A 14569-nucleotide genomic window follows, 5' to 3' on the forward strand; every position below is an offset into this window, starting at 1 on the left:
GGCTCCTGGTTGGCGATGTGGGGCGATTCGGTGGGTTGGATGCCGTGGCGGCTTCGCAAGCGGATCAGCCTTGGCATGTTTGTATACTATATACATTCGATCGGCGACGACAAGGGCTCAGTTGACTAATCACGTTGGTGTTTACCCCCAGCGTTGCAGCGAGCGGCGGCAATCAGGCGGCGCGGCGCTCCGCTCCACCCTCGATGCGCGACCAGGCGAAGCCGGCCAGCGCCACGTCTTCCAGCCCCACGCCGACTGACTTGTAGATCACGATGTCGCCCTCGCTGTCCTCTCGCTGCCTTGGCGACACCTTGCCGAGCACGACATCGGCCAGTTCGACGATCTTTTCCGCCGGCAGCGCCCGCGGATCGGCCAGCACGATATCGCCGGCTTCGCGGGTCGATTGCGGCCGCCACTCCACCACCACCGCGGCGGCGCGGCGCAACGCGTCATCGTCCAACTCGCGCGTGTGCGGCAGGCTGGAGCCGATGGCGGCAACGAAGGCGCCCGGCCGGATCGACGTGCCGGCGAACAGTGGCGTGGTCGCGCGCGAAGCCGTGACGATCACGTCGGCCTCGGCCACTGCGGCATCGGGCTCCGCCAGCGCGACCGGAATGCCGCACAGCGCCGACAGCCGCGCGGGCATGCCGGCGTCCGCATGCGGATCGGACACCAGGATGCGTTCCAGCTCCAGCGTGGCGCTGAGCTGGCGCGCGTGCTGCACGCCCTGCGTGCCGGCGCCGAACAATGCCAGCGTGCGCGCGCCGGGACGGGCCAGCCGCTGCGCGGCCAGCGTGGTGCACGCCGCCGTGCGCAGGCGCGTGATGGCGCCGGCGTCGAAGGAAGCCAGCGGGCGGCCGTCTTCGGTCGAGAAGATCAGGATGACAAAGGAGAACTGGCCGTTGATGGTGGTGTAGACCTTGGCCCCGGCCACGCCCTGCTGCGGGATCACCGCCCCCAGCGTGGACAGCTTGACGCCGCCGGCCTCGGTGCGGATGCGTTCCTGCATCGCAGCGTCGCCGCGCCCGAAGCTGGAAAACGCCGCCTCCATGACCTGCCGGGCATCTTCCGGGGTGACGTGGGCATCGATCATCGCGTCTGTGATGTGCTGCATGGAAACTCCGCTGGTTGGGTTGGCCTGGAAAGCGAAAGAATCAGAGGCGCCGCCGGCGCGGCGGTATCAGGCAAAGGCCGCGCGGCCGAGCACGCCCAGCGCGCCGGCCGCGCACAGGGCCAGCAGCAAGCGGCGTACCGCAGTGGGAGAAACGCGCCCGCGCAGCCGGTTGGACAGCGCGAAGCCGGCCAGCAGGAATGGTGCAAGCACCAGCGCCAGCACCAGTTGCGGCAGGCCGAAGCGCCCCGCCAGCGCCAGCATGGCGAGCGACAGCACGGCGCCGCCGGACAGGATGCAGCCCATGGTCGCGCGCAACGGCGCCGGCGCCATATGCTGCATGACCAGCGCGAACGGCGGCGCGCCGGCCGAGGTGATGGTTCCCATGAAGCCGGACAGGGTGCCCGCGACCACCACGTTGCGCGAGGTCGGCAGCAGGCGCCAGCCGAGCAGGCTCAGCGCCACGGCGGCGAGGATCGACAACGAGAACAGCAGCGCCAGCGGTCCCGGCGCCAGCCATGCGATGGTCAGCACCGCGGCGGCCCCGCCCAGCGCGCGGCCGGCCAGCGCAAAGCCGGCGATGTCCCAGACGATGGCCTCGCGCTCGCGCAAGGCGCCCATCAGCGACAGGCAGCAGCCCATCGCCAGCAGCGGCCCCGGCACCAGGTCCGGGAAGAAGATCGCGCCCAGCGGCGCCGACAGCATGGCAAAGCCGATCCCGCCGACGCCCTGCAGGCAGGCGCCCGTCAGGATGAGCGCTCCCATCAACAGGTAGGCCGGGACGGACAGGCCGGCGGGCAGCAGGGAGAGCAACGAATCGGGCATGGCGGAAGTGGTGGGGCGGGAACGGCCGGAGGGCCGGGGTGGCATGGCGCATCGCCCGAACAAGGGCGGCTCGCGCATCTTGCTCGCTTAACTCTCCGAAATGAACCCTTAACGGTATACAGTCTACATTCTGATATGATGCCGAGCAATCATTTGGACAGTTCATGCACCAACGGGAGGATGGCCCACCGCCCAGATTCCCCCTAAATGTGCGCTTTACAGGGACTCTGCACCGTCCTCGTCTAAGCGTAAGTCCGGAGGAGAAATCGCTTGGCGCGCAGATGCACTGGAATATAGTATACCGAAACGGGCGCAGCGCGGCCCGATGAAATCGCCCCCACAAACCCTCCGCCCCCAGGGAGTCTTCATGTCACAACAAATCGTGATCGGTGCCGCGCACTGGATCTATCTGTCAGGGGTAGCAGTCATCGTGCTGACGATGATCCTGCGCGCCAATGTTGTCGTCCCGTCGATCGTCGGTACTGCCCTGGTCGTCTTTGCGCTGACCGGAAGCCCGGTTTCGGCACTGGGCGGAGTGTTTTCCGCGAGCCTGGTTGCCGCCAAGGAGCTGTTCAATATCTTCCTGGTGATCGCCTTCATGACGGCGCTGCTCAACGCGCTCAAGACGCTGCGCTCCGATATCCGCATGGTCGAGCCCTTCCGCGTGGTGATGAAGAACGGGCATTCGGCTTTCTTTATCCTGGCCGGCATCACCTACGTCATCTCGCTGTTCTTCTGGCCGACGCCGGCCGTGCCGCTGGTCTCGGCGATCCTGCTGCCGGCGGCGATCGCGGCGGGGCTGCCGCCGCTGGCGGGCGCGATGGCGATCGCCATCGCCGGGCAGGGCATGGCGTTGTCGTCGGACTACGTGATCGGCGTCGCGCCCGGCATCAGCGCCAAGGCCGCCGGCGCGGCGGTCAGCGCCGCGGTGGTGGCCGACCGCGCGCTGGCGCTGTCGATCATCACCGGCGGCATTGCGCTGTGCCTGGCGTACCTGTCGATGCGCAAGCACATCGTGCCGGCCTGCGGCACCCTGCTCGACCGCTGGCAGGCGCAGGCCGGCGGCACCGCCGAGGCGATCGACGGCGGCATCACCTTCGACAAGGCGGAGATCGCCAAAGGCACCGCCCACACCGAACCGCTTGCCACCGACAGCAATATCGAGGCAAGCCTGTCGATGGTCGCGAGGCGCCGGGTGAAGTGGTCGAAGTGCTTCGCCATCGTGACGCCGATTGCCTTCCTCGCCGTGGTCGCCGTGATGGTGCTGCCCAAGCTCGGCACCGGCGTGCAGGATCTCAAGGGCGGCGACGCGGCCGCGCTGGTGGGCGGCGTCGCGGCGGTGCTGATGATGCTGACGACGCTGGCGGCCGAAGGCCCGCGTCGCATGCTCGACGTCTGCCCGGAGCACATCACGGACGGCTTCGTCTTCGCCTTCAAGGCGATGGGCTCGGTGCTGCCGATCGCCGGCTTCTTCTTCGTGGGCGCGGGCGAAACTGCCGCGCAGATCCTCGGCCTGCCGCCGGGCAAGGCGCCGAGCCTGCTGTTCGAGCTGATCCAGGCCTACCAGCACATGATTCCGGACAACCACGTGCTGGTCGCCTTCGGCGTGCTGCTGGTCGGCATGATCACCGGCATCGACGGCTCCGGTTTCGCGGGCCTGCCGCTGACCGGCACGCTGGCGGGCGCGCTCGGGCCGGTGGTCGGCTTCGACCCGGCCACGCTGGCGGCGGTGGGCCAGATGGGCGCGGTCTGGACCGGCGGCGGCACGCTGATCGCCTGGTCGTCGCTGATCGCGGTGGCCGGCTTCGCCCGTGTGCCGGTGCTGGAAGCGGTGCGCGCGCTGCTGCTCCCGGTGCTCATCGGGCTGGGCTGTTCCACCGTGGCGGCGATGGTGCTGTGGTCGTAGGCGCCCGCAAGCATCGCCAGCGCAGCCGGATTTTCCTGATTCTTCCCAGACCGAACATGCCCAAAGTCACCTTCCACAAGCTCGGCGAAACCTTCACCGACGAGGTCAAGCCGCAGACCAACCTGGTCGTCCGCGCCGGCATCCGGCAGTTCCCCTACCCCAACCTGCGCTACGAGTGCGGCATGGGCAAATGCTCCAAGTGCGCCTGCCGTGTGCTGGGCGGCGCCGAGCACCTGCCCCCGCCCAACTGGAAGGAAAAGAAGCAGCTCGGCGACCGGCTGGAGCAGGGATACCGGCTGGCGTGCCAGCTGTGGATCGAGCATGACATCGAACTGGCGCAGGACGAACTGCCGGCCCCCGCCGCGCTCGCCACGGCAACCGCGGGAGCCTGACATGTTCGTGCTGCTCACCAGCCGCCCCGGCCAGTTCCGCACCGAACCGACCGACGGCATGACCGCGGTCGAGGCGTACGACTACGTGTTCTACGGCAAGCGCACGGCCCGCTTCGTCATCGCCGAGCTGGCGGCAGATACCAGGGTGCGGGTGCAGGAGGAAACCCCGCCCGGTGTCGTCAACCTGGTATCGACCAGGTTCCTCGACAAGTACGCCACGCTGGAGGCCGCCCGCGCCGCGCTGCGCGAGCTGGCCAGCTTCGGCACCATGGACATCGCCCTAGTGCCCACGCCGGTTGCCGTGGGCGGCCAGTCCTGAAGCCTCACGCCCGCACGCTACGCATTCATCGCCATGATCCAGATCACCTTCCTCACCAACCACGGCAAGACGGTCAGCGCGCCGGTCAACAGCAACCTGCTGCGCGTGTCGCTGCGCGAACAGGGCGGCATCCCCTTCAAGTGCGGCGGCGGCCTGTGCGGCACCTGCAAGTGCCGCATCGACAAGGGCCGCGAACATACCGACGCGGTCAAGCCGAAGGAAAGGAAACTGCTGACGGAAGACGAACTCGCAGCGGGCTTCCGGCTGGCTTGCCAGACGTTTATCGATGGCGATATCGCAGTCTCGTGGCAGCCGAAAGACGTGGTGGATCGAAGACAGGCTGCCGCTGCCGCCGCCGACGAAAGCTAGGCGCGAGCAGTGCTCGGGGCTCACCCCGCAGCGTGTCCCACTGCCTCGCCACTTTTGCGCACGCTCCCATACCCACCGGGTATGCAAAGCAACTTTTTCCGTCTTGGACGCCGGCAGCTCCAGGGCCCATACTCCGGCCGACTGGCAATTGGTTCAGTCATGGTCGCGAATCCACGAATGACGGACCTCGCTGTCGTCTGACGGATCCCCTGCCGCAGTGCTGCAGCGTCATGCATGAAGCTGCCTGAAACCCCTCTTTTGGATTGCGAAATTGGCGAGGCGACGGAGATCGCCGATGCTTGACGCCTGCCAAAGCCGGCGTCGGCCATGCCGCAAGCGGCCTCGCCGCCAGGCATTCACAAAACCAGACGGAGACAAGCCACATGATGCAATCGCGCAGCTTCGGCGATCTCAAAATCACCCGCATCCTCGAATATGCGGGGCCGACGCACGATCCCGCGTTCCTGTTCCCGGACATCGACCGCGCCGTGCTTGACGCCCACGCGGACCTGATGGCGCCGCACCACTGGATACCGCACATGAACAAGCTGATCGTGACGATCCAGTTCTGGGTGGTCCATGCGGGGGACAGCATCATCGTGGTCGATACCGGCGTTGGCAACTTCAAGCCGCGCGCCGGCATCGCGCGCATGCACAGGCTCAACACGCTGGTGCGCGAGTGGTTGATCGCGGCTGGCGCACCGCCGGAAAAGGTCACCCATGTCGTGATGACGCACCTGCACGCGGACCACGTCGGATGGAACACCACCTGGCAGGACGACCGCTGGGTGCCGACCTTTCCCAACGCGCGCTATTACATCCCCAAGGATGACTTCACTTTCTGCGACGAAGGCCGGAACAAGGAGCCCGGCGTGGTGGACGTGTTTGGTGAATCCTTCTTTGACAGCGTGATGCCGGTGGTCAGCGAAGGCCTGGCGGAAATGATGGTGCCTGGGCAGGAGATCGCGGGCTGCCTGCAGGTAGAACCCACTGCAGGCCATAGTCCCGGCCAGGTGGCGTTCCGCATCCGTTCGCGCGGCGAAGAGGCGATCTTCTGCGGGGATATCCTGCACAGCCCGCTGCAGATCGTTCGCCCCGACGTGAACTCCGGCTATTGCATCCGCCCCGACCTGGCGCGCAGCACGCGCCTCGCCTTCCTGAATGACGCCGCCGAGCGCGAGGCGTTGATCCTGCCGGTGCATTTCGGCGAGCCCTATTGTGGCTACGTCAGGCGCCAGGGCCAGGGCTTCCGCTTCGAGCCAGCCACCTGGTAGCAACGCGGCGGTCGTTATCCCGCCGCCGCATGCCCGCCGACGCGGGTATCGGTGGCACAGTCAGCGCGCAGCGAGACCAGCAGCATGGCCGTTCCCTTCGACATCACCGATTTCCGCCTCTTCGTCAATGTGGCGGAAACACGCAGCCTGACCCGTGGCGCGGAGCGCTCCTTCCTCTCCGTGCCCGCGGTCAGCAATCGCATCAGGAACCTGGAAGACACGCTGGGGGTACGATTGCTGGAGCGCTCGCCCCAGGGTGTGACGCTGACGGCAGCCGGCGAGGTTTATCTGCAGCATGCCCGCGTGGTGCTTGCCGAGCTGGAACGGCTGACGGGCAACCTGCAGCCGTTCACCGCGGGCCTTTCCGGGCAGCTCAAGCTGGTGGCCAATACCACGGCCATCACGGAGTACCTGCCCCCGGTGATCGGTGACTACCTTGCCAACCATCCGGATGTACGCATCGATGTCCGCGAGCGCCTGAGCGATGACATTGTCCGCCTGGTGCGTGAAGGCGGCACCGACCTCGGCATCATCTCCGGCAATGTGCCCACCGCCGGCTTGCAGGCGGTTCCCTTCGTCAAGAGTGCGCTGATCCTGGTTGCACCGCTGGGCCACCCGCTGCTGGCGCAGCGCGAGGTCTGGTTCGAGCAGTCGCTGGAATTTGCCTTCGTCGCGCTGCTCGAAGGCAGCGCCTTCCAGATGTTCATGACACGCGCCGCAGGCGCGCTGCACAAGCCCATGACCATCCGCGTGCATGTGGCCAGCTACGATGCCATCTGCCGCATGGTCGCAGCCGGCGCCGGCATCGCCATCATGCCCAAGGCCGCGTTCGCGCGCCTCAAGGGCGAGCAGCCGATCGGCGCCTGCGACCTGCACGATGACTGGGCCGTGCGCACCTTCCAGGTTTGTGCGCGCGACCTCGACGGCCTGTCCAGCTTCGCCCGTGAATTTGCCAACCGGCTGATCGGCCGCTATGCGGCGGGGGTCAACGGCAGCTAGCTCGCGCGCTGCCGTCAGGGCCTTAGTCAGGGCATTAGTCAGGGCATTAAGCCGGCGCTAAGGGTGCTTGCAGAACCCGAAATTGTGAGGCAGCCAGCTGCATGGCAACCTAGTCTCGCCAGACAACAACGAAGCGAGACATGATCGATAAGCTCTACAGAACGACGCGCGAAGCGGTGGACGACATCCCCGACGGCGCCACCATCGCGATCGGCGGATTCGGTGGCGCCGGCATGCCCGATGCACTGATCGATGCCCTGATCGAACAGGGCGCCACCGATCTCACGGTAGTCAGCAACAACGCCGGCAACGGCGACACCGGGCTGGCTGCGCTGCTCAAGGCGCGTCGCGTGCGCAAGCTGGTGTGCTCGTTCCCGCGCCAGCGCGATGCCCACGTCTTTGAAGCCCTGTACCGCGCCGGCCAGATCGAGCTGGAAGTCGTGCCGCAGGGCACGCTGGCGGAGCGCCTGCGCGCCGCCGGCAGCGGCATCGGCGCGTTCTACACGCCGACCGGCTTTGGCACGCTGCTGGCCCAAGGCAAAGAGACGCGCCAGATCAACGGGCGCGGCTACGTGCTGGAACATCCGATCCATGCGGACGTTGCGCTGATCAACGCGGAGGCGGCCGACCGCTGGGGCAACCTCGTCTACAACAAGACCGCACGCAATTTCGCTCCCGTCATGGCGATGGCGGCAAGCCAGACGATCGCCGCGGTGGCTCGGATCTGCGAGCTGGGCGAGCTGGACCCGGAAGTCATCGTGACGCCCGGCATCTTCGTCAGCCGCGTGGTGCTGCGCGACAGCGCGCACGCACAAACCGCGCTCATGCAAGCGAATTGAGAACCATGGACCAAGTAGCGAAGAACCTCCTGGCCGCGCGCGTGGCGCGCGACATCCCCAACGGATCGTATGTGAACCTGGGCATCGGCCTGCCGACCCTGGTGGCCAACCACCTGCCCCGCCACCGCGAAGTCATCTTGCACAGCGAGAACGGCGTGCTCGGGCAATGGTCGGCCGCGGAGCCCGGGCAGGAAGACTGGGACCTGATCAATGCGGGCAAGGAAGCCATCCGGCTGGAGCGAGGCGCGGCTTTTTTCCATCATGCCGATGCCTTCGGCATGATGCGCGGCGGCCATCTGGATATCTGCGTGCTTGGGGCATTCCAGGTATCGCAACGCGGCGACCTGGCCAACTGGCACACCGGGGCAGCCGACGCCATTCCCGCGGTGGGCGGCGCCATGGACCTGGCCATCGGCGCCAGGCGCGTGTTCGTGATGATGGACCACATGACCAGGGACGGTGCCAGCAAGCTGCGCCGCCAATGCAGCTATCCGCTGACGGGGCTTGCCTGCGTGAGCCGCGTCTACACCGAACTCGGCACCTTCGCCATCGGTGCGCACGGGGTGTCGGTCATCGAGATCATCGGCGACATGTCACCGCAGGCGCTCCAGTCAGTCACCGACGTGGATCTCGACTTCTCCACGCTGGCCATGGCCGAGCCTGCCTGATTCCCGCCGGGAAGGCCAGCGCCCCTGGGCATCGATGCATGCCGGGACGCCGGACAAACAGAGAACGAAACACACAATACAGGAGACAACCATGTTGACTTGGTACAAGACCGGGAATGCCCAGCAGAAGAAGACGTTCTGGGCATGCTATTCGGGCTGGGCGCTGGATTCCTTCGACATGCAGATGTTCAGCTTCCTGCTGCCCGCCCTGACGCTGGCATGGGGGCTGACCAAGGCGGAAGTCGGCGTGCTTGGGACCGTGGCGCTGATCGTTACCGCCATCGGCGGCTGGGGCGCCGGCATCCTCAGCGACCGCTATGGCCGCGCGCGCATCCTGGTGGTGGCGATCGTCTGGTTCACACTGTTCGGCGTACTCGCCGGCTTCGCCCAGACCTACGAGCAACTCGTCGTCGCCCGCATGCTTCAGGGCCTGGGCTTTGGCGGCGAGTGGGCGGTCGGCGCGGCGCTGATGGCAGAAGTGATCGACCCCAGGCATCGGGGCAAGGCCATGGGCTATGTGCAATCGGGCTTCGCGCTGGGCTGGGCGCTGGCGGTCGTCGTGGCAACGCTGCTGCTGGCATGGCTTCCGCAGGAGCTGGCATGGCGCGTGGCGTTCTGGAGCGGCATTATCCCCGCGTCGATCGTGCTGTTCATCCGACGCCATATCAAGGACGCGCCGATGTTCGAGCGCGCCCGGCAAAGCCGCGCGCCGCGCGCTTCGCTGGCCTCGGTGTTCAGCCGCAAGTACGCGCGTTCACTGATCCTGTCGAGCGTGCTGGTGATCGGCCTGCAGGCCGGCTGCTATGCCATCCTGGTCTGGTTGCCGTCACTGCTCAGCCAGCGGGGCGTCGCGCCCACATCGATGGTCGTCACGGTCTTCATCATGGCCTTCGGCTCGTTCTGCGGCTTCGCGTTCGCAGCCGACCTGTGCGATCGCATCGGGCGGCGGCCGACGCTGATCCTGCTGTCGGTCTGCGCGTGGATCGTCACCGTCAGCTACATGCTGCTGCCGCTGAATACCACGCTCGCCGCCGTCCTCGGCTTCCTGGTCGGGTTCTCGGCCATCGGCATGTTCGCCGCCCTTGGGCCTTTCCTCAGCGAACTGTTTCCGACCAATGTGCGCACGACTTGCATGGGCTTCGCCTATAACGTGGGCAAGTCGGTGGGCGCGGGTTCCGTCGTCGGCGTCGGCGTACTATCCACTCACATTGGCCTGGCCAATGCCATGGGGACATTCTGCCTGGTGGCCTATGCCTTCGCGGTATTCGGCATGCTGCTGTTGCCGGAGACCCGCGGCATCGCCATCGAGTCCATCGGCGAAGAAGGCGATCGCTTCGCGCCGGCGCCTCTCACCGAACCGGCGCGGGCGCATTCCTGACAACGCGGCGCGAGCGCCAGCAAGGCGCGCAACTGCCCCGCGTGAACCAATACCGAACCAAGAGGAGTCAACATGATTCGACTGCTGTACCTGCTGGTCAAGCCAGAAGGCATGTCCGACGAAACCTTCCGCGCGGAATGCCTGCGCCACGACGAGATGTCGCGCGATGTGCCCGGCCTGCACAAGTATGAGGTCCGCCTCGTCGCCGGGCAGCCCACCGATACCCACGTGCCCTACTTCGACATCGGGCACGTCGATGCCATCGGCGAATGCTGGTTCGAGAGCGAAGCCGCCTACGCCACTTACCTGGCGTCTGACGTCCGCAAGGCCTGGTTCGAGCACGGCAAGACCTTTATCGGCCGCCTCAAGCCATTCCGCACGGCGCCCGTCACCGGCGACGCCAGCGCGAGCTGACCGTCCAGACACACTGCATCCCGACCAGCGAGGAGACCCCCATGCTTTTTTGCGTACAGATGGAAGTGAAGATCCCGGATTCGCTTCCGGCAGACCGCGCCGAAGCGATCAGGGCCGCCGAGAAGGCGCGCGCCATCGACATCCAGAAGTCCGGCAAATGGCCCCACCTGTGGCGCGTGGCCGGCCGCTATGCCAACATCAGCATCTTCGACGTGGAAAGCAACGATGAGCTGCACGACTTGCTGTCGTCGCTTCCGTTGTTTCCCTATATGACCATCGCGGTCACGCCGCTGGCGCGCCATCCATCGGCGATCTAGCGACGGCTGGCGGCGGTTTCAGGGCGGCTACCGCCGCCTCGCCCCCACCAGCGCCGCCACCTCGTCCAGCATGGCCATATCCACCGGCTGCGCCAGGTCCAGCGCCAGCGTATGCCGGTAATACGGGCTGAGATCGAGCCCCACCCCCAGACCCAGCACCTCCACGTCGCGCAACGCCTCGTGCCGCGCCACGACGGCCTTGAGGTGGTTGTCGAGATAACACGCATCGTTGGCCAGCCCGGTGGCGGTATCCATCGGGCTGCCATCGGACACCACCAGCAGGATGCGGCGCGCCTTGCCGGTGGCGTGCAGCCGCGCGCAGGCCCACTCCACCGCCTCGCCGTCCACGCCTTCGCGGAACAGGTCGGCCTTGAGCAAGGCGGTCATGTCGGTACGCGCGCGGCGCCAGCTGCGTGCGGCGTCCTTGAACACCATGTGGCAGGTTTCGTTGAGCCGGCCGGGGTGTGCCGGCCGGCCGCGCGCGAGCCAGTCGGCGCGGGCGCGCCCGCCGTTCCAGGCATTGGTGGTGAAGCCCAGTACCTCGGTGGCCACGCCGGCCTGGTCGAGGGCGCGCGCGAGCAGGTCGAGCAGCAATGTCAGCGGCTCCGCCCGCGCCTTCATCGATCCCGAGCAGTCCACCAGGAAGCCCACCACGCAATCGGCATGCGCCTTGTACGCTTCGCGGCGGAACAGGCGCCGCTCGGCGGGCGAGCTGACCAGTTGCGCCAGCCGGCGGCCGTCGATGCGGCCGCTTTCCTCGCCGAAGGACCAGCCGTCGACGCGCGGCTGCGAAAGCGCGGCGCGCAGCTTGCGCGCCAGCCGCGCCACGTTGACGCCGGCGCGGGCAATGCGTGCGTCCAGACGCGTGCGGTACTCATCGAGCAAGGCGCGGCGCACCAGCGTGGCGGCGCGCACTTCGCGGTCGTAGCGGGTGGTGAAGATGCGGTAGCCGTCGGTGGCGTCGGCCAGCACGCGGCTGTGGCCGCTGTCGGCGAGGGCGAAGGCTTCGGCGGGCGGCTCGTCGAAATCGAGCCATAGCGCAAAGCCGGCGCGTGCGGAAGACACGGCGTTGTCGTCATCCTCGCCGGCACGCGGCGCTTCGCTGCGTACCATGTCCGCGACGGCCCGTGCCAGCGCCAGCGCATGCACGGCAAACGCGGACTGGTCGTGGCGATGCGCGCGCAGCCCGGCCAGCGCCGTGCCCAGCACGGGGACGATGGCGGCGCGCGTGGCCTCGATCAGGTCTTCGGTGTCTTCGAGCACCGGTTCGCCGCTCAGCCGTGACCACGCCACCTGCGCCACGGTGTAGAGCAGGATGCCGAGATGGCCCTCGGTCAGCCCCGAGCGATGGAACGCGCGCGACCACGCCATGAAGCGGTGCCGCAGGTTCGCTGCCACGCCGGCCATGCCGCGCGGCAGGTGGGTTTCGCAGCGCAGTTGCTCGAGCAGTTCGAAGACCAGTCGCTCGACCGGATCGGCGGGACAGAGGCTGCGGTGCAGCGCGGCGTCGGAATGCGCCTGCCGCAGCGCGGCGCCGTCGGCGGCGCCGCGCAGGCAGGCCGCCGTGTCGGTATCGGGATCGGTACGCAGGTGCGGCGCATGCTGCGGCACCGGCCGCATCGCGCGCCACAGCTGGCCGTCGCGGAAATGCAGCGCCGCGTCGCCGGTCAGCGCGCGCACGGCGGCACCGGAGAGCTCGTCCTGCCGCTGGCGCCGGCGCAGCAGCTGCGCTGCCGACGCCGTGGCCGACGCCGTGCTCATCGCGCGGACTCCGACACGGCCGCAGCCGCGGCGGCGTCGCCGGGCAATTGCCCGAAGCAGCGCTGGTAATACTCCGCCACCACCGGCCGCTCGGCCTCGTCGCACTTGTTCAGGAAGGTCAGCCGGAACGCCAGCCCCGGATCGCGGAAGATCTGGCAGTTCTCGGCCCAGCTGATCACGGTGCGCGGCGACATCAGCGCCGACAGGTCGCCCGCCGCAAACCCGCGCCGCGTCAGCCCCGCCATGGCCACCATGGCGTCGACCAGCGCGCGGCCGGCGTCGTTGTCCAGCTCGGGCACGCGCGCCAGCACGATGCCCGCCTCTTCCTCATGCGGCAGGTAGTCCAGCGTGGCGACCACGTTCCAGCGGTCGATCTGCGCGTGATTGAGCAACTGGGTGCCGTGATAGAGCCCGTTGACGTTGCCGAGCCCCACGGTATTGGACGTGGCGAACAGCCGGAACGACGGATGCGGCCGGATCACCCGGTTCTGGTCGAGCAGCGTGAACTTGCCGTCGCGCTCCAGGATGCGCTGGATCACGAACATCACGTCGGGCCGGCCCGCGTCGTATTCATCGAAGATCAGCGCCACCGGCCGCTGCAGCGCCCACGGCACGATGCCTTCCTGGAATTCGGTCACCTGGCGCCCGTCGCGCACGACGATGGCGTCCTTGCCGACCAGGTCGAGCCGGCTGATATGCCCGTCCAGGTTGACGCGCACGCACGGCCAGTTGAGCCGCGCCGCCACCTGCTCGATATGGGTCGATTTGCCGCTGCCATGCAGCCCCTGCACCATCACGCGCCGGTCGCGCATGAAGCCGGACAGGATCGCCAGCGTCACCTCCGGCTGGAAGCGGTAGGCCGGGTCGATCTCCGGTACGTGGTCGTCGCGCTGACTGAAGGCTGGCACCATCAGGCCGGAATCGATGCCGAACACCTCGCGGACCGGAATCATCCGGTCCGGCTTGCCATACTGCTCTTGCGTCACCTCATGCTCCTCGTTGGTCGCCATGCCTGCTTTCACATCGGCACCGCGACCAGCGGAGCTACCCCGCGTGACGCCGTGCGCTATTCGTCCTCTTCGGCGCTTTCCGCGCTATCCGCGCCGCCTTGCCAGCTGCTGGCGCTTTCGGCCTCGATCGCCGCCAGCGCGCTCGCCGCGCGCTGCAGCGCGGGCAGCAGCTGCACCACCTTGTCGCGCGCCACGCGCATCACCGGTGCCTGCAGCGCCAGTCCCAGGTTGGACTTGCCGCCGTCCACGGCCGGCACCAGCACGCCGATGCAGACCAGCCCGGGCAGGAATTCCTCGTCATCCAGCGCGTAGCCGTCGCGCTTCACGCGCTCCAGTTCCGCTTCCAGCTGCGCGTGGTCGGTCAGCGTGTTCTGCGTGTACCGCTCCAGCTCCGCGTGCGCCAGCAGCCGCTGCCGCTGCGCCGGCGCCAGCTGCGCCAGGAACAGCTTGCCGGTGGCCGAGCAGTGCGCCGGCACGCGCGAGCCCGGATGCAGGTAGAAGCGCAGCGGCGCCGCGGTTTCCACGCGGTCCAGGTACAGCACCTCGCCGCCCGAGAACGCGGTCAGGTTGCAGCTCTCGCCCACCTCTTCCACTAGCCGCCGCAGCACCATGTGGCGCGCGCCGTGCGAGGTGCTGTTGAGCAACAGGTTCTCCGCCAGCCGGCGCAGCCGCAGGCCGGTGCCGTATTGCCGCCCGTCGCCGTTGCGCTGGATCAGTCCCGCCGCCTCGAGCTGCTGCAGCATGCGGTGCAGCGTGGGCTTGGGCAGGCCGGTTTCTTCCACCAGCGCCTGCAGGTTGAAGGACTGGTCCTTCTCCGCGATGACTTCGAGCAGGCCGAACAAACGCAGTGCCGGCGTGTCTCCGTCCGGCTTGGCGTCACTTTTGGCGAGGCGCATATCGTTCATGCCTGGCTCCATCATAGGTAAGTTTCATTTTCAGAGTCAAATCATATCAATTATCGAAACTTCTGGTTGACCTTCCGCCGAG

General features: G+C 67.5%; 16 protein-coding genes. 11 read left to right on the forward strand and 5 right to left on the reverse strand.

The window, feature by feature from the left end; genetic code table 11:
- Positions 1–172 precede the first annotated feature (172 nt).
- Together VSR71_RS27530 and VSR71_RS27535 are read right to left on the reverse strand one after the other, a co-directional pair.
- A complete protein-coding gene (locus tag VSR71_RS27530) occupies positions 173–1114 on the reverse strand; it encodes an ornithine cyclodeaminase family protein (RefSeq protein ID WP_342916933.1) in 942 nt (313 codons plus the stop codon).
- A 66-nt stretch (positions 1115–1180) separates the two neighbouring features.
- Positions 1181–1936: a TSUP family transporter gene (locus VSR71_RS27535; protein ID WP_428979468.1), complete on the reverse strand. Its 756-nt coding sequence runs from the start codon at positions 1934–1936 to the stop codon at positions 1181–1183.
- Positions 1937–2303: 367 nt separating this feature from the next.
- Here VSR71_RS27535 and VSR71_RS27540 point away from each other — a divergent pair, with 367 nt between their 5' ends.
- The 11 genes from VSR71_RS27540 (at position 2304) to catC (ending at position 10811) form a co-directional block, all read left to right on the forward strand.
- Positions 2304–3842 carry a hypothetical protein gene (locus tag VSR71_RS27540; protein ID WP_342916934.1) on the forward strand — a complete coding sequence of 513 codons (1539 nt, stop codon included), beginning with the start codon at positions 2304–2306 and terminating at the stop codon, positions 3840–3842.
- 56 nt (positions 3843–3898) lie between these two features.
- Entirely contained in the window at positions 3899–4234 is a 336-nt protein-coding gene (locus VSR71_RS27545) for a 2Fe-2S iron-sulfur cluster-binding protein (protein ID WP_342916935.1), read from the forward strand.
- Position 4235: 1 nt separating this feature from the next.
- Complete coding sequence (locus VSR71_RS27550) at positions 4236–4553, forward strand: ferredoxin (protein ID WP_342916936.1); 318 nt, start codon at positions 4236–4238, stop codon at positions 4551–4553.
- A gap of 33 nt (positions 4554–4586) precedes the next feature.
- Entirely contained in the window at positions 4587–4922 is a 336-nt protein-coding gene (locus tag VSR71_RS27555; RefSeq protein ID WP_342916937.1) for a 2Fe-2S iron-sulfur cluster-binding protein, read from the forward strand.
- A gap of 383 nt (positions 4923–5305) precedes the next feature.
- Positions 5306–6196 (forward strand): MBL fold metallo-hydrolase, encoded by an 891-nt coding sequence (locus VSR71_RS27560; protein WP_342916938.1) that lies wholly within the window; start codon positions 5306–5308, stop codon positions 6194–6196.
- Positions 6197–6280: 84 nt separating this feature from the next.
- The gene (locus VSR71_RS27565) at positions 6281–7195 is read left to right on the forward strand and encodes a LysR substrate-binding domain-containing protein (protein ID WP_342916939.1); all 915 of its coding nucleotides are present in this window, start codon (positions 6281–6283) and stop codon (positions 7193–7195) included.
- 140 nt (positions 7196–7335) lie between these two features.
- Positions 7336–8034 carry a 3-oxoacid CoA-transferase subunit A gene (locus VSR71_RS27570; RefSeq protein ID WP_342916940.1) on the forward strand — a complete coding sequence of 233 codons (699 nt, stop codon included), beginning with the start codon at positions 7336–7338 and terminating at the stop codon, positions 8032–8034.
- Positions 8035–8039: 5 nt separating this feature from the next.
- Positions 8040–8702 (forward strand): 3-oxoacid CoA-transferase subunit B, encoded by a 663-nt coding sequence (locus tag VSR71_RS27575; protein ID WP_342916941.1) that lies wholly within the window; start codon positions 8040–8042, stop codon positions 8700–8702.
- Positions 8703–8793: 91 nt separating this feature from the next.
- Positions 8794–10080, forward strand: a complete 1287-nt coding sequence (locus VSR71_RS27580) for an MFS transporter (RefSeq protein ID WP_342916942.1) — start codon at positions 8794–8796, stop codon at positions 10078–10080.
- Positions 10081–10152: 72 nt separating this feature from the next.
- On the forward strand, positions 10153–10494 hold the full coding sequence (locus tag VSR71_RS27585; protein WP_342916943.1) for a 4-methylmuconolactone methylisomerase: 342 nt from the start codon (positions 10153–10155) through the stop codon (positions 10492–10494).
- Between the two features lie 41 nt (positions 10495–10535).
- Positions 10536–10811: a muconolactone Delta-isomerase gene (gene catC, locus VSR71_RS27590; RefSeq protein WP_342916944.1), complete on the forward strand. Its 276-nt coding sequence runs from the start codon at positions 10536–10538 to the stop codon at positions 10809–10811.
- A gap of 27 nt (positions 10812–10838) precedes the next feature.
- Here catC and VSR71_RS27595 read toward each other — a convergent pair whose 3' ends face one another.
- The 3 genes from VSR71_RS27595 to VSR71_RS27605 are packed head-to-tail and all read right to left on the reverse strand — an operon-like array spanning position 10839 to position 14487.
- On the reverse strand, positions 10839–12572 hold the full coding sequence (locus VSR71_RS27595) for a cobaltochelatase CobT-related protein (protein ID WP_342916945.1): 1734 nt from the start codon (positions 12570–12572) through the stop codon (positions 10839–10841).
- Positions 12569–13582, reverse strand: coding sequence for an AAA family ATPase (locus VSR71_RS27600; protein WP_342916946.1), 1014 nt, complete (start codon positions 13580–13582; stop codon positions 12569–12571). The genes VSR71_RS27595 and VSR71_RS27600 overlap by 4 nt, the downstream gene beginning before the upstream one ends.
- A 56-nt stretch (positions 13583–13638) precedes the next feature.
- Positions 13639–14487, reverse strand: coding sequence for an IclR family transcriptional regulator (locus VSR71_RS27605; RefSeq protein WP_342916947.1), 849 nt, complete (start codon positions 14485–14487; stop codon positions 13639–13641).
- Positions 14488–14569 lie beyond the last annotated feature (82 nt).

This window comes from Cupriavidus oxalaticus (genome assembly GCF_038900635.1).
Taxonomy (GTDB): domain Bacteria; phylum Pseudomonadota; class Gammaproteobacteria; order Burkholderiales; family Burkholderiaceae; genus Cupriavidus; species Cupriavidus oxalaticus_B.

What these genes read in the sequence shown, in the direction of transcription:
- VSR71_RS27530 (WP_342916933.1), bottom strand. Translation starts at nt 1,114, where the DNA reads ATGCAGCACATCACAGACGCGATGATCGATGCCCACGTCACCCCGGAA.
- VSR71_RS27535 (WP_428979468.1), bottom strand. Translation starts at nt 1,936, where the DNA reads ATGCCCGATTCGTTGCTCTCCCTGCTGCCCGCCGGCCTGTCCGTCCCG.
- VSR71_RS27540 (WP_342916934.1), top strand. Translation starts at nt 2,304, where the DNA reads ATGTCACAACAAATCGTGATCGGTGCCGCGCACTGGATCTATCTGTCA.
- VSR71_RS27545 (WP_342916935.1), top strand. Translation starts at nt 3,899, where the DNA reads ATGCCCAAAGTCACCTTCCACAAGCTCGGCGAAACCTTCACCGACGAG.
- VSR71_RS27550 (WP_342916936.1), top strand. Translation starts at nt 4,236, where the DNA reads ATGTTCGTGCTGCTCACCAGCCGCCCCGGCCAGTTCCGCACCGAACCG.
- VSR71_RS27555 (WP_342916937.1), top strand. Translation starts at nt 4,587, where the DNA reads ATGATCCAGATCACCTTCCTCACCAACCACGGCAAGACGGTCAGCGCG.
- VSR71_RS27560 (WP_342916938.1), top strand. Translation starts at nt 5,306, where the DNA reads ATGATGCAATCGCGCAGCTTCGGCGATCTCAAAATCACCCGCATCCTC.
- VSR71_RS27565 (WP_342916939.1), top strand. Translation starts at nt 6,281, where the DNA reads ATGGCCGTTCCCTTCGACATCACCGATTTCCGCCTCTTCGTCAATGTG.
- VSR71_RS27570 (WP_342916940.1), top strand. Translation starts at nt 7,336, where the DNA reads ATGATCGATAAGCTCTACAGAACGACGCGCGAAGCGGTGGACGACATC.
- VSR71_RS27575 (WP_342916941.1), top strand. Translation starts at nt 8,040, where the DNA reads ATGGACCAAGTAGCGAAGAACCTCCTGGCCGCGCGCGTGGCGCGCGAC.
- VSR71_RS27580 (WP_342916942.1), top strand. Translation starts at nt 8,794, where the DNA reads ATGTTGACTTGGTACAAGACCGGGAATGCCCAGCAGAAGAAGACGTTC.
- VSR71_RS27585 (WP_342916943.1), top strand. Translation starts at nt 10,153, where the DNA reads ATGATTCGACTGCTGTACCTGCTGGTCAAGCCAGAAGGCATGTCCGAC.
- catC (WP_342916944.1), top strand. Translation starts at nt 10,536, where the DNA reads ATGCTTTTTTGCGTACAGATGGAAGTGAAGATCCCGGATTCGCTTCCG.
- VSR71_RS27595 (WP_342916945.1), bottom strand. Translation starts at nt 12,572, where the DNA reads ATGAGCACGGCGTCGGCCACGGCGTCGGCAGCGCAGCTGCTGCGCCGG.
- VSR71_RS27600 (WP_342916946.1), bottom strand. Translation starts at nt 13,582, where the DNA reads ATGGCGACCAACGAGGAGCATGAGGTGACGCAAGAGCAGTATGGCAAG.
- VSR71_RS27605 (WP_342916947.1), bottom strand. Translation starts at nt 14,487, where the DNA reads ATGAACGATATGCGCCTCGCCAAAAGTGACGCCAAGCCGGACGGAGAC.